Raw genomic sequence first — 22,515 nt, 5'->3', positions numbered from 1 at the left:
GGGAGTACAATGGATCCGTCATTGCTTTTAACGTTAGGGTTAATTGTTATTGGAGTTATATTAATAGGTGTTTTGTTTACTTTTGTACCGATTACGCTGTGGATTTCAGCACTTGCTGCGGGAGTTCGAATCAGCATCTTTACTCTTATTGGAATGAGGCTTCGCCGTGTAAGCCCAAATCGAATTATCAATCCGTTAATTAAAGCTCATAAAGCTGGGCTTGGTGTGACGATTAATCAGCTTGAGAGTCATTATTTAGCGGGCGGTAATGTAGACCGGGTAGTCAATGCCTTAATAGCTGCAGAGCGTGCGAATATTGAGCTTTCTTTTGAGCGCTGCGCAGCGATTGACCTTGCTGGGCGTGATGTTTTGGAAGCCGTTCAGATGAGTGTAAATCCTAAGGTTATTGAAACGCCGTTTATCGCCGGTGTTGCAATGGATGGAATTGAAGTAAAGGCTAAAGCACGTATTACGGTCCGTGCAAATATTGAACGGTTAGTCGGGGGAGCCGGCGAAGAAACGATTATTGCCCGTGTAGGTGAAGGCATAGTCAGTACAATCGGTTCTTCTAGCAATCATAAAAAAGTCCTTGAAAATCCTGATATGATTTCTCAGACAGTGTTAAATAAAGGCTTAGATTCCGGAACTGCTTTTGAAATTCTTTCGATTGATATTGCAGATGTTGATATCGGCAAAAATATCGGAGCTATCCTTCAAACAGATCAAGCTGAGGCGGATAAGAAAATTGCCCAGGCAAAAGCAGAAGAACGCCGTGCTATGGCAGTTGCCCTAGAGCAGGAAATGAATGCAAAAACGCAGGAAATGAGAGCGAAAGTAGTAGAAGCGGAAGCGACAGTCCCGCTTGCAATGGCTGAAGCTTTGCGAAATGGGAAAATTGGCGTCATGGACTATATGAATTTTGAAAACATCAATGCAGATACAGATATGAGAGATTCAATTGGAAAGTTATCAAAAGATCAGCCGGATCATGATAATAAATAGGAAAAGCTCGAAAAAGGAGGGTGCTGACGAATGGACTTAGTTGATTTTATTCTTAGCAATCCATTAGTTATTGCGGGCTTTATCTTTGTTTTATCATCCTTATTCGGCAAAAAAAAGAAGGAAAAACAGCAGCGAAGGCAAAAGGAAAACCCAGCATCTGCTGCGTCTGCTCCCGTACCTTCAATTAATCAGACCGCAAATCAGCCGGCAGCTAAAGAACGATTGAAAGAAGCGATTGATACAATAGAAACCAGATATCACTCAGCAAAAAGTGAAATGAGCGGACTTGGAAATGAAATTGGCTCAGCGGCTGATGAAATTCAAGCGGAAATTCAGACTGACTCTAAAAACAGTCAGCTTAAGCGCACGAAAGCAAACCCTGTGATAAATAAGGATAACGTTGTGCAAGGGATTATCTGGAGTGAAATTCTCGGTTCACCAAGATCTAAAAAGCCGCATGCCTCTGCCAAACGCCGAGTTTAAAAAAGAAGTGTTAGAACCCCCTTTCAACTCATACATATGAGATGAGAGGGGGTTCTTTTTTATGGCGAAAAAATGGCGGCAGCATGTAGCGAAATGGATCTCACGAACAGTAGAAATACCCCAGGATGTCATGATGGATCTTCCCCGCATCACGATGATCGGCCAAATACATATTTATATTGAAAATCATAGAGGGCTGCTCACTTTTACAGATAATGAACTTCGGCTTTTACTCAAACAGGGACAGCTTCAGATTAAGGGTGAAGCCTTTGTTATAAAAACGATTTTGCCGGAAGAAATCCTTCTGCAGGGAAAAATCGATCAAGTTAATTACTTAGAACAATCATGAGTATAGGAGGATAACGATGAAAAACCAATGGACCCATTTCTTTTACGGCGTCATCAAAGTGACAATCACAGGCAGAGGCACTGAAAGGTTTATTAACGACTGCATCAGGAAGGACGTACCTGTATGGAATGTAAGAAGAGAAGAGGGGGCGGTCTCTTTTTTTATTCGTCTTAAAGATGTACATGCCATTCGGGCTGCGGCACGTAAAAATGAATGCAAATGCTCATTGAAGAAAGTGTCCGGCTTGCCTTTTCTTATTCAGAAATCCTTGAAAAACAGCGGTTTTGTCATTGGATTTGCACTATTTTTTACCGTTATTCTTCTTTTATCCAACATGATTTGGGGAATTGATATAAAGGGAGCAAAGCCTAGCACGGAGCACCTTATAAAAAAAGAGCTTGATGCAATGGGTGTGAAGGTTGGGAAATTGCAGTTCTTTACTCTTGATCCTGATTCCATTCAAAAAAACCTGACAAACAATATCAAAGAGCTTACTTGGGTTGGTGTAGAGCTAAAGGGCACAAATTATCATTTTGAGGTTGTTGAGAAAAATGAACCGGAAAAAATCACGTATTCAAGTCCGCAGCATATCGTTGCAAGGAAAAAATCGATTATTACTAAAATGTACGTTGAAAAAGGACAGCCTGCGGTATCTATTAATGAGCATGTAAAAAAAGGACAGCTGCTTGTTTCGGGAATAATAGGCAATGAGAATAATCAGCAAAAAGTGGCAGCGAAAGCAGAGATACTGGGTGAGACATGGTACCGTTCTGAAGTGGAAGTGCCTATTCATACAACGTTTAATGTTTTTTCTGGAGATGACAAACGCAAGTATTACTTAGAACTTGGGTCATGGCAGCTTCAGGTGTGGGGATTTAAGCAGGACATGTTTAAAGACTTTGAAGTGGAGGAAGATATAAGATCAGTTAAATTTCTGAATTGGGACCTGCCAATTGGATACGGTAAAAAAATCTACCGCGAAAAAGAAGTTGTTAAACGCAGTTACACAAACGAGGAAGCACGGACAGCTGCCCTTGAACTAGGCAAAAAAGAATTATTGAATGAATTGGGAGAAGAAGCAGAAATAAAGGGTCAAAAAGTTTTGCACCAGACGAACGAGAATGGTAAAGTAAAACTAACAGTGCTCTACCAAGTTATAGAAAATATCGTAAAAACTACACCAATTGTTCAGGGAGATTAAATAATGCCAGAAGAACTAGTTACGATAAATCAGCAATTAGAAAACCCAAATGAAGCGATTGCCCTGTTTGGAAATAATGATGCACATTTAAAGCGTATGGAAGATGAACTGAACGTCTCCATTGTAACGAGAGGCGAAGCAGTTTACGTATCCGGGGACCCTGACAGTGTTCAGATCGTTAATGATGTATTGAAGTCACTGTTAGTCCTGATCCGCAAAGGAATCACCATCAGTGAACGTGACGTTTTATACGGAATTGAAATGGCAAAACGCTTAAAACTTGATGAATTTGAAGCATTATATGTAGATGAGATCAGCAAAGACGCCCGCGGGAAATCAATCAGGGTTAAAACTCTTGGACAAAGACATTATATCTCTTCTATCAGGAATAAAGATCTTGTCTTTGGTATTGGACCTGCAGGAACAGGAAAAACATATTTAGCCGTTGTCATGGCAGTGAGTGCATTAAAGAATAACAGCGTTAAAAAAATTATTTTAACCAGACCTGCGGTAGAAGCCGGAGAAAGCCTTGGATTCCTTCCAGGGGATCTTAAAGAAAAAGTGGATCCTTATTTACGGCCTCTATACGATGCTTTGCATGATGTACTTGGAATGGAGCACACGCAAAGATTAATTGAAAGAGGAACAATAGAAATTGCTCCTCTAGCCTACATGAGAGGCAGAACGCTTGATGACGCTTTTGTTATTTTGGATGAGGCCCAGAATACGACACCAGCGCAAATGAAGATGTTTTTGACGAGGCTTGGGTTTGGATCAAAAATGGTCATTACAGGAGACATTACTCAGGTAGACCTGCCAAAAGGCGTTAAATCAGGACTTGCTGCCGCAAAAGAAACTTTAAGTTCTGTCAGCGGCATTGCTTTTAACGAACTGCAGCAATCAGATGTTGTTCGCCACCCGCTGGTTGCGAAAATCATCGAAGCATATGATCAGACGAAGTGACCCGACAGCCCGATTTCGGGTCACTTTTTTCACGATTGCAAAGGGGAGCAGGGGGTGAGGTTATGAAAACGAAGCTAAAGCCTAAATTTAGTCAGCTAATCGAAAATATAAAGAATTATAAATTTATACATATATCGATGTATATCATGCTTGCCGCGGTTATTTTTGTCTCGCTTTACAGCAATGTAAAGCCGGAAACGATTGATGTTGAACTTTTCACTTATTCCGATCAAACGATCATTGCCCCAACACAGGCAGATGATACCTATGAAACGGACAACAAGCGCCAGGAAGCCTATGACGCAGTTGAAGATGAATATGTTTTAAGAAAAGACTATGTCGTAAATAGAGTAGAAGTTATAACATCCATTTTTGATTTTGTAAAAGAAACAAATAAAGAGGCAGCAGATGAAATAAAACTGCAGAATGAAAATGTCACAGAAGGTGAAGAAGCCTATTCTATTTCAGAAGATGAAAAGCTTAAACGTTTAAAGGACAAGCTTACTTCGGATATTAGAGAAAAAATTCCTGATGATGCCTTCAGGGCGCTGCTGGACTCTTCAGACAATGAATTGGCCATTGCAAAAGATGCAATCATTACGGCCGTTAATCGCGTAATGAGCAATGAAATTCCCCTTCAGAAACAGGATGAAGCAAAGGACCTTGTCGAAGAAGATCTTAAGTCTTCTAATCTGCGGGCTGACTTATCAAATGCAGCTGTTCAGCTTGGGAGATACGCGGTGATTGCAAACTATGTATTTGATCTTGATGCAACGGAAGAAAAAAAGCAGCAGGCTTATGATGATGTGAAAGAAGTGCAGATTAAACAAGGCCAGATTCTCGTTGAAGAAGGCGGTTACATCAGCAGAGACATCTACCGGAAGCTTGATCTTGTCGGGCTTCTCGATAATCAGCTGGCACTAAAGCCGTTTGCAGGACTAATGCTGATTATTCTTTTAATTATTGCAACACTGATTTATTATTTTGAAGCACCTGATAAGCCTTCAGAGAGAAAAAATCACTCTCTTATTCTTTACGTTTTAATTTTCAGCATTACGATCCTGCTCATTAAAATTATCAGTTTCTTCCAGGAAATTGATTATTCGAATGTAGGATATCTGGTTCCGGTTGCAATGGGCGCCATGCTTATTAAGCTTCTTCTTCACGAGAGGCTTGCCATTTTAACGAGTATAATTTTTGCCGTCTGCGGCAGTATTATCTTTAATGAAGGCGTTACGGGTACATTCAATTTTACAATCGGCGTGTATTTCCTGTTTGGAAGTATAGCGGGAGTCTTATTTCTGAATGAGCAAAATGTCCGTTTCAGAATTCTTCAGACTGGATTATTTGTAGCCTTGATAAATATCCTTATCATTACTTCTATCCTATTAATGCAAAATGGAAGCTATTCAAACATTGAACTCGGCTCATACTTTATCATGGCACTTGCATCTGGACTTGTGTCGTCTGTTTTGACTATCGGATTTATGCCGTTTTTTGAAACGGGGTTTGGAATACTGTCTACAATGAAATTAATTGAATTATCGAATCCAAATCATCCGCTTCTCCGCAAAATATTAACTGAAACACCGGGCACATACCATCATAGTGTCATGGTTGCCAACTTATCAGAGGCAGCTTGTGAAGCAATTGGGGCGAATGGCCTTCTTGCTCGTGTGGGAGCCTATTACCATGATATTGGCAAAACAAAACGGCCTCAGTATTTTATCGAAAATCAGATGAATATTGAAAATCCGCATGATAAATTGTCGCCGCAGTTAAGCAAGAATGTCATTATTTCTCATGTGTCAGATGGTGCAGAGCTTCTACGCAGGCACAAAATGCCTAAGGAATTTGTAGATATAGCCGAACAGCATCACGGAACAACGTTATTGAAGTTTTTCTATCATAAAGCTAAACAAAATCATCCTGATATTTATGAAGAGGAGTTTCGATACCCGGGACCTAAACCACAGACGAAAGAGATCGCGATTATCTCAATAGCTGACAGTGTTGAGGCTGCAGTGAGATCCATGTCGAGTCCAACTCCTGATAAAATTGAAAAGCTTATTCGGGGCATTATAACAGACAGACTTCAGGATCATCAGCTTAACGAATGTGATTTAACGCTCAGAGAGCTAGATATTATTGCAAAATCATTCAGTGAAACATTAAAAGGTATTTTTCATTCCAGAATCGAATATCCTGAAATTTCAAAACAGAAGGTGAAACAAGCATGACTAGAATGATTATTGATATGGAAGATGAAACAGAATTGCTGACAGAAGAACAGCTTGAAATGGTTGAATCGCTGCTTCAGCACGCAGCTGAAGCAGAACGCGTTGCACAGGACGCTGAGCTGTCTGTTACATTTGTTGACAATGAAAAAATTAAAGAAATCAATCGGGATTACCGCAGCAAAGATCAGGTTACAGATGTCATATCTTTCGCCATGGAAGAACAGGGGGAAGGGGAAGTTTCAATTGTAGGGGTGGACATGCCTCCGGTTTTAGGAGATATTATTATATCTGTCCCCCGTGCATCTGAGCAGGCTGAGGAATATGGTCATTCCTTTACAAGAGAGCTTGGCTTCCTGGCTGTTCACGGTCTGCTTCATTTGCTTGGCTATGATCATATGACAGAGGAAGATGAGAAAAAAATGTTTGGAAAACAAAAAGAAATCCTGGATGCATATGGGCTCAAAAGAGAGATCTGAGCGGGAACGTTTCATTAGAAGCTTTTCCTATGCGTGGGATGGGATAAAGAGCACATTTGGATCTGAGCGTAATTTTCAAATACATACCGTCATTTGTATTCTAGTTACAGCTGCAGCCTTCTTTTATCATATCACTCTCACTGAATGGCTTATCGTCCTTTTCTTAATGGGGGGAATGCTGTCGCTTGAGCTGATGAACACGGCCGTAGAACGGCTTGTGGACCTTGTCACGGCAGAATATCATCCGCTGGCAAAAGCAGCTAAAGATGCTGCAGCCGGTGCAGTTTTGATTTATGCAGTGCTAGCAGTTATTATAGGGTTAATCATCTTTATCCCTAAAATTTTATAAGTTATGAGAAAATTCTTACAATTAAATTACATTTACGGCATCTGCGTGAAATTTCACCTCATTTTAGGTAAAATAGAAATACATGGTGTCGCCAAAACAGAAAGGGAGTAGAGCTTTGAACTCAGAACAACTCATCAAAGAAGCAAAAGCAGCACGCGAAATGGCATATGTTCCTTATTCCAAATTCCAGGTTGGGGCTGCTCTATTAACGAAAGACGGAAAAGTATACAGAGGCTGCAACATTGAAAACGCCTCATACGGCATGACAAATTGTGCTGAACGAACAGCGTTATTTAAAGCTGTTTCAGAAGGCGACAAAGAGTTTGCTGCAATCGCGATTGTTGCTGATACAGAGGGTCCTGTTTCACCGTGCGGAGCCTGCAGACAGGTGATTTCTGAACTTTGTCCAAAGGATATGAAGGTCATCCTGACAAATTTGAATGGTGAAGTAAAAGAATGGACAGTGGCAGATTTATTGCCCGGGGCATTTTCAGCGGAGGATCTTCATGAATAGAAATGAACCTGAATACAAATCCGGATTTGTCTCCATCATTGGAAGACCAAATGTAGGGAAATCAACGTTCCTTAATCGGGTGATTGGCCAAAAGATTGCGATTATGAGTGACAAACCTCAGACTACACGCAATAAAATACAAGGCGTATATACAACAAATGAATCTCAAATTGTTTTCATAGATACACCAGGAATACACAAACCAAAGCACAAGCTCGGTGACTTCATGATGAAAGTGGCGCAAAACACGTTAAAAGAAGTAGATGTTGTTTTGTTCATGATCAATGCAGAGGAAGGATACGGCCGCGGCGATGAATTTATCATTGAAAAACTGCAGCACACAAAAACACCTGTATTTCTGATCATCAATAAAATCGATCAGATTCATCCTGATCAATTGCTCCCATTAATTGATCAATATCGGGCTTATTATCCATTTAAAGAAATCATTCCAATCTCTGCGCTGCAGGGAAACAATGTCGATACGCTTCTTGAACAGATTGAATCCTATTTGCCTGCAGGTCCTCAATACTATCCTGCAGATCAAGTAACAGATCATCCTGAGAGATTTATTATCTCTGAATTGATCCGCGAGAAGGTGCTTCATTTAACCAGGGAAGAAATTCCTCATTCAGTTGCTGTTGTTATTGATGCTATTGAGAGACGGGACAATAACCAGTCTATTTATGTCAGCGCAACGGTCATTGTTGAACGTGATTCACAAAAAGGAATTGTCATCGGCAAGCAGGGGAAAATGCTGAAAGAAGTGGGACAGAGAGCTCGAGTCGACATTGAGGCGCTGCTTGGCACTAAAGTCTTTCTCGAGCTGTGGGTAAAAGTTCAAAAGGATTGGCGCAATAAGATGACTCAGCTTCGCGATTTCGGATTTAGAGAAGATGAATATTAAGCTTTTTAACAAAATTTGTTTAACATGAAACGAAGGATCTCAGGTCAAGATAAGATTATAGAAATTGGATTATAGCTTGCTTGTCTTAACGACAGAAAGGTGGGGGTTTACATGTTGGATTTTACCTGGAAAGTCTTTATTCAAACAGGTAATATTGATACCTATCTTCTTTTTAAGGAACTGGAAAAAGATACAGGTGACGGACCCGATTCACAAGATCATGAGCTGGCGGAAGCTGACTTTCCAATTTCGTGATCTGACCGTATCCTTCTGGATGGTGAGAAAGATTGCTTCAAAAGTGCGAAGGCATTGTCATTAGAACAAATGATTACGGTGAAACTAATAAAATTGTGACTATTTATACCCGTGAACTTGGGAAGGTGGGGGTAATGGCTAGAGGGGCAAAAAAGCCTAATAGCCGGTTAACCTCTTCCACTCAGTTATTCACATACGGGTATTTCTTATTTCAGAAGTCTTCCGGACTAGGAGGGCTGCAGCAGGGCGAGACCATTTCTTCGATGAGGGGGATCAGGGAAGATATCTTTCTGACGGCATATGCTTCATATGCAGCAGAATTGCTTGATAAAAGCACAGAGCAGAATGAGCCTAATCCCTTTCTTTTTGAATTGTTCAGCCAGACCCTTCAGCTCCTGAATGAAGGCGTGGATCCTGATGTCCTGCTTTTTATTTTTGAGATGAAAATCGTGAATGTTCTCGGGTTATACCCGCAGCTTGATTCATGCGTAAACTGCAGCAGCAAGGATGGAACCTTTCATTTCTCGATAAGAGAAAACGGTTTTATCTGTCACAGATGCTTCGGGGCCGATCCGTACAGGCTGCAGATTTCTCAGGCTACCGCTAAATTATTGCGTTTATTTTATTATTTTGATCTAGAAAGGCTGGGAAAAGTAACTGTAAAGCCTGAAACAAAAGCTGAGCTTAAATTGGTGATTGATTCCTATTACAGCGAATACTCAGGCATATTTCTAAAGTCAAAAAAATTTTTAGATCAGATGGAATCATTAAAAGGGAAACTGACATAATTTATACATATTGACTTTGTCTTCTGTTTCTATTATGATGCTTGTAAATTAATATGTTGCTGTGAAGGAAAAAGAGTATTTGCATAACGTTATGAAAAGCGACCTTAGGATAGTGCGAGCTAAGGGATAACCGGCAAAGAAAGGCGTTTCTTGAGCGACTTTACCGGAAAGAGGCTGATGCATTTGATATGCATTGGCAATTAGGGTGGAACCGCGGGTTAACTCTCGTCCCTATGCTGCTATCAGACGGCATAGGGACGAGAGTTTTTTTTGTTTATTTAATTATTAGATATTTGGAGGTGCTTGGTTTGAATATTCAAGACATGATAGTAACATTGCAAAAGCATTGGTCAGATCACGGCTGTATTTTAATGCAGGCCTATGATACTGAAAAAGGAGCAGGAACGATGAGTCCGTACACGTTCCTGAAGGCAATAGGTCCTGAGCCGTGGAGAGTGGCGTATGTAGAACCGTCCCGCCGTCCTGCTGATGGCCGTTACGGGGAAAACCCAAACCGCCTTTATCAGCATCATCAATTTCAGGTTATCATAAAGCCGTCTCCTGATAATATACAGGAATTGTATTTGGATTCATTAAAAGCTCTGGGCATTGATCCGCTGAAACATGATATCCGATTTGTTGAAGATAACTGGGAGAACCCTTCACTTGGCTGTGCGGGACTTGGCTGGGAAGTCTGGCTTGATGGAATGGAAATTACTCAGTTTACCTATTTTCAGCAAGTGGGCGGAATTGAGTGCAAACCCGTATCTGTTGAAATCACATATGGCATTGAACGCCTTGCTTCCTACATCCAGGATAAAGAAAATGTATTTGACTTAGAATGGACAGATGGATTTACCGTTCGCGATATTTTCTTGATGCCTGAATTTGAGCATTCAAAATACACGTTTGAAACGTCAAACGCTGATATGCTGTTTAATCTATTTTCGATCTATGAAAAAGAAGCGCATCGACAAATGGACGAAGGACTCGTTCATCCTGCTTATGACTATGTTTTAAAATGCTCCCATACATTTAACCTCCTTGATGCTAGAGGAGCCATTTCTGTAACAGAGAGAACAGGATACATTGGACGTGTAAGAAACTTAGCAAGGAAAGTGGCAAAAACGTTTTATGATGAAAGAGAAAAACTGGGATTTCCAATGCTGAAAAAAGAGGAGGCTAAAACAGATGAGTAAACATGATTTGCTGCTTGAACTCGGACTTGAGGAATTGCCTGCAAGATTTGTAACGGAAGCAATGAACCAGCTTTCTCTAAAAGTAACGAACTGGCTGAAGGAGAAAAATATCTCTTTTGGTGAAGTAAATGTTTTTTCAACACCAAGAAGACTTGCGGTGCAAATAGAGGGTGTTGCTGCAAAACAGGAGGATATCGAGGAAGAAGCTAAGGGACCTGCCAAGAAAATTGCGCTTGATGGAGACGGAAACTGGTCAAAAGCTGCTGTCGGATTTTCAAGAGGCCAGGGAGCAAGTGTTGAGGATATTTTCTTTAAAGAAATTGGCGGCATTGAATATGCTCATGTCCATAAGTTCATAAAAGGAAAAGAAACGAAAGAGCTTTTATCAGATTTAAGTGAGATCATTACCGGCCTTACGTTTCCTAAAAATATGCGCTGGGGATCTCAGGACCTGAGATTTGCAAGACCGATAAAATGGATGATCGCCCTGTACGGCCAGGAAGTGATTCCTTTTAACATTACAGGCGTCCAAACAGGAAAAGAAACAAGAGGACACCGCTTTTTAGGCTCAGATCAAGTCATTGATCATCCATCTGCGTATGAAAAGGCTCTTCTTTCACAGTTTGTCATTGCTTCTCCTGTAAAAAGAAAAGAAGCAATTCTAACTCAGCTGCATCATATTGAAGAAGAAAATAAGTGGAACATTCCAATCGACAAAGATTTATTAGAAGAAGTGACAAATCTGGTTGAGTATCCTACTGCTTTATTTGGTAAATTTGAAGAAAAGTATCTTTCGCTTCCGGAAGAAGTGCTTGTGACAACGATGAAAGAACATCAGCGTTATTTTCCGGTGAAAAATGCGGAAGGACAATTGCTTCCTTATTTTGTAACAGTCAGAAATGGTGACCACAATCATATTGAAAATGTGGCAAGAGGAAATGAAAAAGTCTTGCGCGCACGTCTGTCAGACGCAGCATTCTTTTACAATGAAGACCAAAAGCTTGTGATTTCGGATAATGTGAAAAAACTTGATAAAATTGTTTTCCATGAAGAACTTGGATCTACTGGAGATAAAGTCAGAAGAATGATCACCTTGTCAAAAACTCTAGCTGAGCGATTTAACGTTTCCTCCGAAGAAAAAATGCATGTCTTGCGAGCAGCTGAGATTTGTAAATTTGACCTTGTCACTCACATGGTTTATGAATTTCCTGAATTGCAGGGGATAATTGGTGAAAAGTACGCCAGAGCATTTGGTGAAGCAGAAGAAGTTGCTGCAGCTGTGAATGAGCACTACATGCCGCGGCATGCTGAAGATTCAGCACCGGCAACAACTGCAGGTGCGATAGTGGCGCTTGCAGATAAACTTGATACGATTGCAGGTTTCTTCTCAATCGGTGTCATTCCAACTGGTTCACAGGATCCCTACGCCCTTAGACGCCAGGCGAGCGGGATTGTTCAAATCCTTTTAGCGAAAAAATGGACAATTTCTTTAGAAGAATTATTTGACATTGCTCTTGCGCCTTTTAATGAAATTGATCAAAATAAAGTGAAAAATGAACTTCTTGCATTTTTCAAAATGAGAGTTAAGCATGTTCTCGATGAGAAGAAAATCAGATACGATATTATTGATGCAGTGCTTGGCGCAGGCCAAATGGAACTGACAGCTATCTTGAACAAAGCAGCAGTTTTGGAAAATGCAGCTAAAGATGAAAGCTTTAAGGGCATTATGGAAGCTTTTGCGAGAGTTCAAAATATCTCGAAAAAAGCATCCGGAGAAGCTGTTGATCCTGAGCTCTTTAAAAATAAAGACGAGCAGGAGCTGTATGATCAATATGTGCAGGTAAAAGAGGAGTATGGAGCACATGCAGCTGACGGTGAGTACAATTCTGCATTTGCATCCCTCCGTACATTGCAGCCATTTATCCAATCGTATTTTAACGAAACGATGGTCATGGCTGAAGACGAAGCTTTGAAAAATAATCGTCTTGCACAAATGAAAAAGCTTGCTGCATTGATAGAATCCTTTGCTAATATGGATGCTGTTATTGTAAAATGATAAAGTCAGACGGTTGCCTAAAAGAGGGCAATCGTCTGCTTCATTTTATAAAGATTGAAGTTTAAGAAGTAAAAATGATCGTCATTCTCTCGCGTCTAAGCGGTCGGTTCAGCATTTCGTGGTGTCCAGCTTCACCTCCCATCCCCTCGGCCAGAACGGCTCCGCCAGTAAAGGCAAAAAGCGCCTTTTCTGTCGGATCCTTATCTGTCTGTTGGGTCTAAGCGGTCGGTTCCGCATTTCTTTTTCCAAAGGTTCTTTTCAATCCGTCCAAATAGTATATAATATTTTTATATAGTATAACCTATTTAACCATCGGGAATTAGAACGCGGATACAAATGTATTGGAACCTTAAGGCGGTGAGTACAATCGAACTTAATAAAAGGCAGGAACACATTCTGCAAATTGTAAAAGACAATGGACCGATTACTGGTGAACATATTGCCGATCAGCTGAATTTAACAAGAGCGACCCTTCGGCCTGATCTAGCTATATTGACTATGGCTGGGTATCTTGAAGCGAGGCCGAGGGTTGGGTATTTTTATACAGGTAAAACAGGAGCCGGACTTCTGTCAGATAAACTGAAAAAACTTCAGGTGAAAGATTTCCAGTCAATTCCGGTCGTAGTAAATGAGAATGTATCGGTTTATGATGCAATCGTTACGATGTTCTTGGAGGATGTCGGAACTTTATTTGTAGTGGATCAGGGGTCTATTCTCGCTGGAGTATTGTCCAGAAAAGATTTACTCAGAGCAAGCATCGGAAAGCAGGAACTTGCATCCATACCTGTGAATATTATTATGACAAGAATGCCGAACATTACAATGTGCAGGCGCGAGGATTATATCATGGATGTCGCGAAGTTTTTAATAAACAAGCAAATAGATGCTATTCCAGTCATTAAAGAGACGGACAAAGGTTTTGAAGTAACGGGCAGAATTACAAAAACAAATATGACGAAGATATTGGTCGGACTAGCGGAGAATGAAATCATCTAACTGAGGAAGTGGGGAATAGTATGAACAATCGTCATGTCTATGTTGTATCAGATTCTGTAGGCGAAACAGCTGAGCTGGTTATAAAAGCAGCTATCAGCCAATTTAATGGAAATGCAGCTGATACAAAAATTAAACGAATTCCTTACGTTGAAGATTTAGGCACAATTAAAGAAGTGGTGGCACTGGCTAAATTGGAGCAGGCAATTGTGTGCTTTACACTTGTCGTTCCTGAGCTCAGAAAGGGACTGATTGAAGAAGCAAATTCACAAGGTGTTGTCTATTATGATATCATCGGCCCGTTAATAGACAAAATGGAATCTGCTTATGGGATTAATGCAAAATATGAACCTGGAAGAGTCCGTAAACTTGATGAAGATTACTTCAAAAAGGTAGAGGCCATTGAGTTTGCTGTAAAATATGATGACGGCCGTGATCCTCGCGGCATCATGAAAGCAGACATTATTCTTGTGGGAGTATCGAGAACATCTAAAACACCGCTGTCTCAGTATTTGGCTCATAAGCGCTTTAGGGTCGCGAATGTGCCGATTGTTCCTGAAGTCGAACCTCCAGAGGAACTATTTAAAGTTTCTCCAAAAAAATGCATCGGACTTAAAATCAGCCCTGATAAATTAAATGACATTAGAAAAGAAAGATTAATTTCACTTGGGCTTAATGATAAAGCTATTTATGCTAATATCGACAGAATCAAAGTGGAGCTTGAATACTTCGAAAAGGTTATTGATAGAATAGGCTGCCAGGTAATTGATGTATCTAATAAAGCTGTTGAAGAAACGGCAAACATGATCCAAAATATCATGAATGGATATAACTGAAGATCACCGCACGAATATTGAACTCAGAGAAACAAAAGCTCTGAGTTTTATATATGTCCTGAAATTAACAATTTAAGTTCATGAAAAAGAATGGAAAAATTAAAGACTTTGTATTATAATAAAAAATTGTGATAAAATTACTTATTTTAGGTTTAGACTTGACTAAGAACGAATAAACTATTTATTGTGATCTGTCAAGTGAAGTAGTGAAAAATAATTCGACAAATTCAGTCTTGTTTTCCTCGCAATCTTTTCTAAAAGGTTAAGAAGGAATCTATCGGAGTGATGTAGAATAGTGAAAGATGACGAAAAAAAGATGCAGATAATTGTCGATGCAGATGCCTGTCCTGTTAAACAGGAAATCGCTGATCTAGCTGCCCATTATCAAATCAACGTCCTGTTTGTTGCGTCTTATAACCATAAAACATCAAATACATACGGATATGATTGGGTTTATGTGGACACCGGCAAAGAATCTGCTGATTTATACATCGTTAATCATTCTTATCGCCATGATCTAGTTGTGACGCAGGATATTGGTCTTGCAGGTCTGCTGCTGAAAAAAGGGGTTAGAGTCATGACACCGCGGGGTAAACAGTATACAGAAGAAAATATTGAGATGGCGCTTGAGTTCAGGTATCTTTCTGCGAAAGAACGCCGAGGCGGAAAGCATACAAAAGGCCCCAAAAAGTTTACCCAATCAGACAGAGACAGTTTTATTTTCACACTGGAAAAGATTTTGTCGAAAGATGCAGGAATTAGTGGTTAAATCGCGAATATTTGTATCACGGAGTTGTTGGTATGGGAAATCGAATTCCCGATGAAATAATCGATAAAATTCAGCAATCGGCAGACATCGTTGATGTTGTCAGTGAATATGTTCAATTGAAGAAGCAGGGAAGAAATCATTTTGGGCTATGCCCATTTCATGGCGAAAAATCACCATCGTTCTCCGTTTCACATGATAAGCAGATCTACCATTGCTTTGGATGTGGCGCCGGCGGGAACGTCTTTTCATTCTTGATGCAAATTGAAGGCTATTCATTTGTTGAAGCAGCTTCGGCACTCGCTGAAAAAATGCATATTGATCTTCCGGATCAGCTTAACGCAGTTCAGCCAAAAGATGCAAACAGCGATGATGAAAAAATGATCGAAGCACATGAACTGCTGAAGAAGTTTTATCATCATTTACTTGTAAACACAAAAGAAGGGCAAGCTGCCTTCGATTATTTAACAGCAAGAGGGTTTACCAAAGAAACAATTGAACAGTTCGAAATTGGCTATGCGCTTGATTCCTGGGATTTCGTCGCCAAGTTTTTGACAAAACGGGGTTACGAACCTCAGATGATGGAAAAAGCAGGTCTGCTTGTTAAGAAAAGCTCCTCGGATGGGTATCTGGACCGTTTTCGCAATCGGATTATGTTTCCAATCCTTGATCATACCGGCCGGACCATTGCGTTTTCAGGGAGGGTGCTTGGAAAAGAACAGCCTAAATTCCTTAATAGTCCCGAAACACCTATTTTTAACAAAAGCAAAGTTCTTTATAATTTTCATCAGGCAAGAGTACATATACGAAAAAATCAGCAAGTTGTCTTATTTGAAGGTTTTGCAGATGTAATTTCTGCTGTACGTTCAGATGTGCAGCATTCAATTGCAACGATGGGAACATCACTGACAGAAGCTCAGGCAAAAATCATCAAAAGAAACGCCGGAGATGTTATAATCTGTTATGATTCTGATTCTGCAGGACTTGAAGCAACATTAAGAGCTTCTAAAACACTTGCTGCTGCCGGCTGCAAAATGAGAGTTGCCGCGCTGCCTGATGGAACAGACCCTGATGACTACATCCGTACATTCGGAGCAGAAAAGTTCAAAAAAGATGTAATAGGGGCAAGCATTACGTTAATGGCTTTTAAAATGCAGGTTTTCCGCAAAGGAAAAAATCTTCAAGATGAAGGACAAAGACTGCAGTATATAGAAGAAATACTGAAAGAACTCAGCCTCCTTGAAAATCCAGTGGAAATCGAACTGTATTTAAAACAGCTGTCCGGAGAATTTTCATTATCGATGGATGTTCTGAAGAGTCAAATCCAGGATAAAAGATCAGGCCAAAAGCCTGAACGAAAAAAGGAGCAGCAGCAGAGCACTCCTGTCCAGCATGTGATGAAACCTAAGCAAAGAAGGCTTCTGCCGGCATTTCATAATGCTGAAAGACTTCTTATAGCGCATATGCTGCGCAATAGGGACATTGCACAAAAAGTGCTTGACCGTATAGGACTTCAATTCAATATAGAAGAGCACAGAGCGATAATTACGTACTTATATGCTTATTACGAAGATGGAAATGAAGCAAATGTCAGCTCGTTTCTGAGAAAACTGCCGGACAATCAGCTTCATCAGTTTGTTTCAGATATAGCTATGCTCTCGGTAAACGAAGAAATATCTGAGCGGGAGCTGTCAGATTATATTAAACAGGTGTTGAATCACCAAAATTGGTTAATGATAAAAGAAAAAGAAGCTGAAAAGCATGAAGCAGAGCGCCAAAAGGATTTCGTCAAGGCTGCCAATATCGCCATGGAAGTCATAAGGCTTAAGCGCGATCTTAAATGAGGGCTGACGAATGACTTGCGCAACACTTAGAGATTCATTGCGGCTAATCGGTTTCATAAATCATTTAGCCCATTCACATAAAGCATTAATTGCAAGAGTTTGGAAGGAGGGGATCCAATGGCTGATAAACAAACCCATGATTCTGAATTGACATTGGAACAAGCAAAAGACCAATTAACTGAAATCGGAAAAAAACGTGGAGTTTTAACATACGAAGAGATTGCTGAGCGCATGTCTGGCTTCGAAATTGAATCAGACCAAATGGATGAGTATTATGAATACCTTGGCGAGCAGGGCGTTGAATTAGTTGGTGATAATGAATCGACTGATGATCCCAATATACAGCAGCTGGCGAAGGAAGAAGAATTTGATCTTAATGATTTAAGCGTGCCTCCAGGTGTTAAGATCAATGATCCTGTGCGTATGTATCTGAAAGAAATAGGCCGGGTAGATCTTTTAACTGCAGATGAAGAAATTAAGCTTGCAAACCGCATTGAAGAAGGCGATGAAGAAGCGAAGAGAAGACTCGCAGAAGCCAACCTTCGTCTTGTTGTAAGTATCGCTAAAAGATATGTCGGCCGTGGAATGCTGTTTTTGGATCTTATCCAAGAAGGCAATATGGGCTTAATGAAAGCTGTAGAGAAGTTCGATTACCGCAAAGGATTTAAATTCAGTACCTATGCTACTTGGTGGATTCGCCAGGCTATAACAAGAGCCATAGCTGATCAGGCAAGAACCATTCGTATTCCGGTACACATGGTTGAGACAATAAATAAATTGATTCGTGTTCAGCGTCAGCTTCTTCAGGATTTAGGACGTGAACCATCTCCGGAAGAAATTGCAGAAGACATGGATTTAACTCCTGATAAAGTAAGAGAGATTCTAAAAATTGCACAAGAACCGGTATCTCTTGAAACACCAATTGGTGAAGAAGATGATTCACATCTTGGAGATTTTATTGAGGATCAAGATGCAACTTCTCCTTCCGAACATGCTGCTTACGAGCTGTTAAAAGAACAGCTTGAAGATGTACTGGATACATTGACTGACCGTGAAGAAAACGTTCTGCGTCTTCGTTTCGGACTGGATGACGGCCGTACAAGAACACTTGAAGAAGTAGGGAAAGTGTTTGGCGTTACTAGAGAACGCATCCGTCAAATTGAAGCAAAGGCACTTCGTAAGCTGCGCCACCCAAGCAGAAGCAAACGATTAAAAGACTTTTTAGAATAGAAAGCGGACTTTAGTTCGCTTTTTTTTGTTTATTTATTTTTGACAGCGGTAAAAACTAATTTCATATTACATCATCTTTTCATTTATTTTACTTAATTGTTATTTAATTTGCAAATCACCCTCATAAAATTTTATGCCTAACCTAGCATCAAAAACTTCATTTCATCTTCAAAATTTTATGCATAATTCCTTTCTTTTTCTTAGAAAAAACCTTGAAATTACTGACAAATACATAAGAATGTATTCAAAATAAATGAAAGCTTTTTATTAAACAAAGTAGCACAAAAATATTTTTTCATTAAATAAAAAATTTAAAAAGTTGTGAAAACAGACCATTTCACTTTATAATTTAATATGTAAGCGTATTCAAAACGGAGGGATAAAATGAATTTTGAACTATCACAAGAACAGCGCATGATTCAGAAAACCATTAAAGAATTTGCAGAAGAAGTTGTTGAACCAGGAGCATATGAAAGAGATAAAACAAAGCAATTTCCAGCAGAAATTTTTCAGCAGCTTGGTGAAATGGGAATGCTTGGTCTGCCATTTTCAGAAGAATACGGAGGGAGCGGCGCAGATACGATCAGTTTCGCGATTGTAACGGAAGAACTAAGCAAAGCATGCGGTTCAACCGGCATTACATATTCAGCCCACATTTCATTAGGCGGAGCTCCGATTAATATGTTTGGTACAGAAGAGCAAAAAAGAAAGTATCTTTCAAAAATTTGCTCGGGAGAATCAATGGGTGCTTTTGGTCTGACTGAGCCAAATGCAGGGTCGGATGCAGGGGGCACACTGACCGAAGCTGTTGAAAGGGATGGGCAGTTTACCATAAATGGAAACAAATGTTACATTACGAATGCATCTTATGCAAAGTTTCTGGCTCTGACGGCTATCACGGATCGCTCAGAAGGAAAAAAAGAGATAAGCGCCATTATTGTCCCAACTGATGCACCGGGATTCAAAGTAATAGACAATTATGAAAAGATGGGACTGAATGCATCTAATACAACTGAATTGATATTAGAAGATGTTGTCGTTCCAGCAGAGAATCTTCTTGGTAAAAAGGGGAATGGCTTCAGACAGTTCCTCATGACATTAGACGGAGGAAGAATAGGAATTGGTGCTATGGCAGTCGGGATAGCTCAGGCAGCTTTTGAAAAAGCATTAGCTTACTCAAAAGAAAGAAAACAATTCGGAAAAACACTTAGTGAGTTCCAGGCTATTCAATTCAAGCTTGCAGATATGGCAATGAATATCGATTTGGCACGTACAATGGTTTATAAAGCTGCCTGGTTAAAGGATCAGGGAAAGCCATATACGAAAGAAGCCTCTTTTTGCAAGCTGTTTGCATCCGAAATGTGTACAGAAGTGACAAATCAGGCCATTCAAATTCACGGCGGCTATGGCTATATGAAAGAATATCATGTTGAGCGATATCTGCGTGATGCTAAATTGCTTGAAATCGGCGAAGGCACAAGTGAAGTTCAGAGGATGGTCATTGCAAGACAGATTGGCTGCTGACGAAATAAAAAAAGAACTTCATCTTAATTGATGAGGTTTTTTTGACTAATTTTTGAAAAATAGCCCAACTTATACAATAAGTCTTTTACTTCCTCAAATTTTGAAGTAAAATAGAGATTGTTTAAATCTATCGTTTACCTGCATTTCAAGATTTTTACATAAGGGAGGTTACATAATGAATCGCAATCCACTTATTCCATTTGCTTTAGTTGCCGTAATCGGAATCGGCCTTATGTTTTTTCTATCTATTAAAGGGCTCGGCGATATGAAAGAAATGGCTGGAGAAGGTAAAGAGGAAGATAAATCGGAAGAAGTTGCAAACGCTTCACCAGAGGAAATCTACCAGCAAAGCTGTATTTCTTGTCATGGCGAGAATTACGAAGGCGGTGCTGGTCCTGCTCTTAAAGGAGTTGGGGACAGGCTCGGCGTTGACGGAATTAAAGAAACGATTAAAAATGGCCGGGGAAACATGCCTGCCGGTTTAGTTCCTGATGAAAAACTGGACGAGATGGCAGAATGGGTTTCTAAAGTCAAATAGTTCTAAACAAAAGAGTTTATATGAACCGTTCCTTTTGAGCGAAAAAGAAAAGTCCTTTGCATCTGCGGAGGACTTTTCTTATTATATAGAGGGATCTAATTAAAAGTACATAAGAATGTGGTGGTTTAAAATGAATGATGTTAATTTATCAAAAAGGCTGAAAACAGTAGCTGATTATATACCTAAAAACGCTGTTCTGGCAGACATCGGCTCAGATCATGCTTACTTGCCCTGCTATGCAATCTTAAACGGACTGGCAGCTTCAGCTGTTGCGGGTGAAGTAGTCCAGGGGCCGTTTCAGTCTGCAAAGAAGCAAGTCCAAAAAAGCGGACTGCAGGACGTCATATCCGTGCGGTTAGGAAGCGGGCTCGATGTCATTGATCCTAATGAAGCAACTTGCATCACGATCGCAGGAATGGGCGGGGCATTAATTGAAAAGATTCTGGAAGCCGGAAAGGAAAAATTAGCAGGAGTCAAGCGGCTGATTCTCCAGCCTAATATTCATGCACATCATGTAAGAAAATGGCTGCTAGAAAACGGCTGGGAACTGGTAAATGAAGAAATATTAGAGGAAGACGGCAAGATTTATGAGGTTCTTATTGCTGAAAAGGGCGAGGCTAAAGCTCCTTATCAGCATACTGCACTGCAAAAAGGTTTACTTGTGGGTCCTTTTTTGATGAAAGAAAAATCTAAACCGTTTATAAAAAAATGGACCCAGGAAATCGAGCATTTCAGAAGGATATTAACAAGTATAGAAAGTGCGGCAGTGAGCCCCGGGAATGAAGCGAAGAAGAGAGAGCTTCACGATTTGATTGCAATGCTTGAGGAGGTTATCAGAAAATGAGCAAAATACCTAACGGCTACGAAATCATCCAATTGTTTGAATCGTTTTCGAAAAAAGAATATGCCATGGAAGGCGATAAAATTGGCCTGCAAATTGGAACGTTGAATAAACCGATTCATGGTGTACTGGTCGCACTCGATGTTCTCGATGAAGTAGTTGATGAAGCAATTGAAAAAAATGCGAATTTAATTATCGCCCATCATCCGCCAATATTCCGTCCTCTAAAAAATTTAGCAACGGATCAGCCGGGCGGTGCACTGCTTGAAAAATGCATTAAAAATAATATTGCTGTATACGCGGCACATACCAACTTAGATGTCGCAGCCGGAGGAGTCAATGATTTACTTGCAGAGGCTCTCCAATTAACGGACACAGAGGTTCTCGCTGACACCTATCTGGAGGAAATGAAGAAGCTGGTCGTCTATGTACCAAAAGACCGCGCGGACGATATAAGGGCTGTTCTGGGACAATCAGGTGCAGGACATATTGGAATGTACAGTCATTGCACATTTTCATCAAATGGAACAGGAAGCTTTCTTCCTCTTGAGGGAACAGATCCTTATATTGGACAATCAGGAAAAATTGAGTTTGTGGAAGAAGAAAGAATTGAAACGATCATTCCGGAAAGCAAGCAGCGAAAGATTGTTTCTGCTATGCTAAAAGCTCATCCTTATGAGGAACCTGCATATGATATTTATCCAATTGAAGGGCAGAGCAAAGCTTTAGGATTGGGACGCATAGGCTTGCTTGAGAATGACATGACATTGTCTGAATTTGCCCGGCATGTGAAAGAAGCGCTTGATGTTCCTTGTGTAAGAATGGTAGGGAATAAGGATGCAAAGATACGGAGAGTTGCTGTGCTCGGAGGGGATGGAAATAAGTACATTCATCAGGCAAAGCGTAAGGGAGCTGATGTCTATGTTACCGGGGATCTTTATTATCACGTAGCGCATGATGCCATGATGATGGGCTTAAATGTGATTGATCCAGGTCACAATGTAGAGAAAGTCATGAAAAAAGGGGTAACAGATTTGCTTCTTTCTATGTGTGAAGAAAAGAAATTTGAAGTAAGTATTTTCCCTTCAGAGATTCATACAGATCCATTTACATTTGTTTAATTAATAAACCGCTGGTGTTGATCCCCAGCGGTTTTGTTGT

At 40.2% G+C, this 22,515-nt stretch carries 23 protein-coding genes; all 23 read left to right on the top strand.

Annotated features, from left to right (window positions below; translation table 11 throughout):
• Positions 1 to 9 precede the first annotated feature (9 nt).
• The 23 genes from floA (at position 10) to LIT25_18900 (ending at position 22,475) form a co-directional block, all read left to right on the top strand.
• A complete protein-coding gene (floA, locus tag LIT25_19010) occupies positions 10 to 1,002 on the top strand; it encodes a flotillin-like protein FloA (GenBank protein USK32664.1) in 993 nt (330 codons plus the stop codon).
• Between the two features lie 30 nt (positions 1,003 to 1,032).
• The gene (locus LIT25_19005; GenBank protein USK32663.1) at positions 1,033 to 1,485 is read left to right on the top strand and encodes a hypothetical protein; all 453 of its coding nucleotides are present in this window, start codon (positions 1,033 to 1,035) and stop codon (positions 1,483 to 1,485) included.
• A 61-nt stretch (positions 1,486 to 1,546) separates the two neighbouring features.
• Positions 1,547 to 1,834 carry a sporulation protein YqfC gene (gene yqfC, locus LIT25_19000; GenBank protein USK32662.1) on the top strand — a complete coding sequence of 96 codons (288 nt, stop codon included), beginning with the start codon at positions 1,547 to 1,549 and terminating at the stop codon, positions 1,832 to 1,834.
• A gap of 16 nt (positions 1,835 to 1,850) precedes the next feature.
• Entirely contained in the window at positions 1,851 to 3,035 is a 1,185-nt protein-coding gene (gene yqfD / locus LIT25_18995; protein ID USK32661.1) for a sporulation protein YqfD, read from the top strand.
• A gap of 3 nt (positions 3,036 to 3,038) precedes the next feature.
• A complete protein-coding gene (locus LIT25_18990) occupies positions 3,039 to 3,998 on the top strand; it encodes a PhoH family protein (protein USK32660.1) in 960 nt (319 codons plus the stop codon).
• A 62-nt stretch (positions 3,999 to 4,060) separates the two neighbouring features.
• On the top strand, positions 4,061 to 6,238 hold the full coding sequence (locus tag LIT25_18985) for an HD family phosphohydrolase (GenBank protein ID USK32659.1): 2,178 nt from the start codon (positions 4,061 to 4,063) through the stop codon (positions 6,236 to 6,238).
• Positions 6,239 to 6,243: 5 nt separating this feature from the next.
• On the top strand, positions 6,244 to 6,714 hold the full coding sequence (gene ybeY, locus LIT25_18980; protein USK36336.1) for an rRNA maturation RNase YbeY: 471 nt from the start codon (positions 6,244 to 6,246) through the stop codon (positions 6,712 to 6,714).
• Positions 6,692 to 7,063, top strand: a complete 372-nt coding sequence (locus tag LIT25_18975) for a diacylglycerol kinase family protein (GenBank protein ID USK36335.1) — start codon at positions 6,692 to 6,694, stop codon at positions 7,061 to 7,063. Before ybeY ends, LIT25_18975 begins: the two co-directional genes overlap by 23 nt.
• A gap of 115 nt (positions 7,064 to 7,178) precedes the next feature.
• Positions 7,179 to 7,577, top strand: a complete 399-nt coding sequence (locus LIT25_18970) for a cytidine deaminase (protein ID USK32658.1) — start codon at positions 7,179 to 7,181, stop codon at positions 7,575 to 7,577.
• Positions 7,570 to 8,484 carry a GTPase Era gene (gene era, locus LIT25_18965; protein ID USK32657.1) on the top strand — a complete coding sequence of 305 codons (915 nt, stop codon included), beginning with the start codon at positions 7,570 to 7,572 and terminating at the stop codon, positions 8,482 to 8,484. Before LIT25_18970 ends, era begins: the two co-directional genes overlap by 8 nt.
• A gap of 111 nt (positions 8,485 to 8,595) precedes the next feature.
• On the top strand, positions 8,596 to 8,739 hold the full coding sequence (locus LIT25_18960) for a YqzL family protein (GenBank protein ID USK32656.1): 144 nt from the start codon (positions 8,596 to 8,598) through the stop codon (positions 8,737 to 8,739).
• Positions 8,740 to 8,771: 32 nt separating this feature from the next.
• Entirely contained in the window at positions 8,772 to 9,527 is a 756-nt protein-coding gene (gene recO, locus LIT25_18955; protein ID USK32655.1) for a DNA repair protein RecO, read from the top strand.
• A 308-nt stretch (positions 9,528 to 9,835) separates the two neighbouring features.
• Positions 9,836 to 10,726 carry a glycine--tRNA ligase subunit alpha gene (glyQ, locus tag LIT25_18950; protein USK32654.1) on the top strand — a complete coding sequence of 297 codons (891 nt, stop codon included), beginning with the start codon at positions 9,836 to 9,838 and terminating at the stop codon, positions 10,724 to 10,726.
• Entirely contained in the window at positions 10,719 to 12,782 is a 2,064-nt protein-coding gene (gene glyS, locus LIT25_18945; protein USK32653.1) for a glycine--tRNA ligase subunit beta, read from the top strand. Before glyQ ends, glyS begins: the two co-directional genes overlap by 8 nt.
• A 357-nt stretch (positions 12,783 to 13,139) precedes the next feature.
• A complete protein-coding gene (locus tag LIT25_18940; protein USK32652.1) occupies positions 13,140 to 13,778 on the top strand; it encodes a helix-turn-helix transcriptional regulator in 639 nt (212 codons plus the stop codon).
• Positions 13,779 to 13,798: 20 nt separating this feature from the next.
• Positions 13,799 to 14,611, top strand: coding sequence for a kinase/pyrophosphorylase (locus LIT25_18935; GenBank protein USK32651.1), 813 nt, complete (start codon positions 13,799 to 13,801; stop codon positions 14,609 to 14,611).
• Positions 14,612 to 14,927: 316 nt separating this feature from the next.
• On the top strand, positions 14,928 to 15,380 hold the full coding sequence (locus LIT25_18930) for a YaiI/YqxD family protein (protein USK36334.1): 453 nt from the start codon (positions 14,928 to 14,930) through the stop codon (positions 15,378 to 15,380).
• 32 nt (positions 15,381 to 15,412) lie between these two features.
• A complete protein-coding gene (dnaG, locus tag LIT25_18925; GenBank protein USK32650.1) occupies positions 15,413 to 17,221 on the top strand; it encodes a DNA primase in 1,809 nt (602 codons plus the stop codon).
• Between the two features lie 117 nt (positions 17,222 to 17,338).
• The gene (gene rpoD / locus LIT25_18920; protein ID USK32649.1) at positions 17,339 to 18,451 is read left to right on the top strand and encodes an RNA polymerase sigma factor RpoD; all 1,113 of its coding nucleotides are present in this window, start codon (positions 17,339 to 17,341) and stop codon (positions 18,449 to 18,451) included.
• Positions 18,452 to 18,835: 384 nt separating this feature from the next.
• Positions 18,836 to 19,975: an acyl-CoA dehydrogenase family protein gene (locus LIT25_18915; GenBank protein ID USK32648.1), complete on the top strand. Its 1,140-nt coding sequence runs from the start codon at positions 18,836 to 18,838 to the stop codon at positions 19,973 to 19,975.
• Between the two features lie 175 nt (positions 19,976 to 20,150).
• Positions 20,151 to 20,513 carry a cytochrome c gene (locus LIT25_18910; GenBank protein ID USK32647.1) on the top strand — a complete coding sequence of 121 codons (363 nt, stop codon included), beginning with the start codon at positions 20,151 to 20,153 and terminating at the stop codon, positions 20,511 to 20,513.
• A 130-nt stretch (positions 20,514 to 20,643) separates the two neighbouring features.
• Positions 20,644 to 21,357, top strand: coding sequence for a tRNA (adenine(22)-N(1))-methyltransferase TrmK (locus LIT25_18905; GenBank protein USK32646.1), 714 nt, complete (start codon positions 20,644 to 20,646; stop codon positions 21,355 to 21,357).
• Complete coding sequence (locus LIT25_18900) at positions 21,354 to 22,475, top strand: Nif3-like dinuclear metal center hexameric protein (GenBank protein USK32645.1); 1,122 nt, start codon at positions 21,354 to 21,356, stop codon at positions 22,473 to 22,475. The genes LIT25_18905 and LIT25_18900 overlap by 4 nt, the downstream gene beginning before the upstream one ends.
• Positions 22,476 to 22,515: the final 40 nt, after the last annotated feature.

The organism is Bacillus sp. F19, assembly GCA_023823795.1.
Lineage (GTDB): Bacteria > Bacillota > Bacilli > Bacillales > Bacillaceae > Bacillus_P.
This window is presented reverse-complemented; position numbering and strand designations above follow the sequence as displayed.

Coding starts and splice junctions, on each gene's coding strand:
- ybeY (USK36336.1), top strand. CDS start 6,244: ATGATTATTGATATGGAAGATGAAACAGAATTGCTGACAGAAGAACAG.
- LIT25_18905 (USK32646.1), top strand. CDS start 20,644: ATGAATGATGTTAATTTATCAAAAAGGCTGAAAACAGTAGCTGATTAT.
- LIT25_18960 (USK32656.1), top strand. CDS start 8,596: ATGTTGGATTTTACCTGGAAAGTCTTTATTCAAACAGGTAATATTGAT.
- yqfD (USK32661.1), top strand. CDS start 1,851: ATGAAAAACCAATGGACCCATTTCTTTTACGGCGTCATCAAAGTGACA.
- era (USK32657.1), top strand. CDS start 7,570: ATGAATAGAAATGAACCTGAATACAAATCCGGATTTGTCTCCATCATT.
- floA (USK32664.1), top strand. CDS start 10: ATGGATCCGTCATTGCTTTTAACGTTAGGGTTAATTGTTATTGGAGTT.
- yqfC (USK32662.1), top strand. CDS start 1,547: ATGGCGAAAAAATGGCGGCAGCATGTAGCGAAATGGATCTCACGAACA.
- LIT25_19005 (USK32663.1), top strand. CDS start 1,033: ATGGACTTAGTTGATTTTATTCTTAGCAATCCATTAGTTATTGCGGGC.
- LIT25_18900 (USK32645.1), top strand. CDS start 21,354: ATGAGCAAAATACCTAACGGCTACGAAATCATCCAATTGTTTGAATCG.
- LIT25_18985 (USK32659.1), top strand. CDS start 4,061: ATGAAAACGAAGCTAAAGCCTAAATTTAGTCAGCTAATCGAAAATATA.
- LIT25_18930 (USK36334.1), top strand. CDS start 14,928: ATGCAGATAATTGTCGATGCAGATGCCTGTCCTGTTAAACAGGAAATC.
- LIT25_18915 (USK32648.1), top strand. CDS start 18,836: ATGAATTTTGAACTATCACAAGAACAGCGCATGATTCAGAAAACCATT.
- rpoD (USK32649.1), top strand. CDS start 17,339: ATGGCTGATAAACAAACCCATGATTCTGAATTGACATTGGAACAAGCA.
- LIT25_18935 (USK32651.1), top strand. CDS start 13,799: ATGAACAATCGTCATGTCTATGTTGTATCAGATTCTGTAGGCGAAACA.
- LIT25_18975 (USK36335.1), top strand. CDS start 6,692: ATGGGCTCAAAAGAGAGATCTGAGCGGGAACGTTTCATTAGAAGCTTT.
- dnaG (USK32650.1), top strand. CDS start 15,413: ATGGGAAATCGAATTCCCGATGAAATAATCGATAAAATTCAGCAATCG.
- LIT25_18990 (USK32660.1), top strand. CDS start 3,039: ATGCCAGAAGAACTAGTTACGATAAATCAGCAATTAGAAAACCCAAAT.
- LIT25_18910 (USK32647.1), top strand. CDS start 20,151: ATGAATCGCAATCCACTTATTCCATTTGCTTTAGTTGCCGTAATCGGA.
- glyS (USK32653.1), top strand. CDS start 10,719: ATGAGTAAACATGATTTGCTGCTTGAACTCGGACTTGAGGAATTGCCT.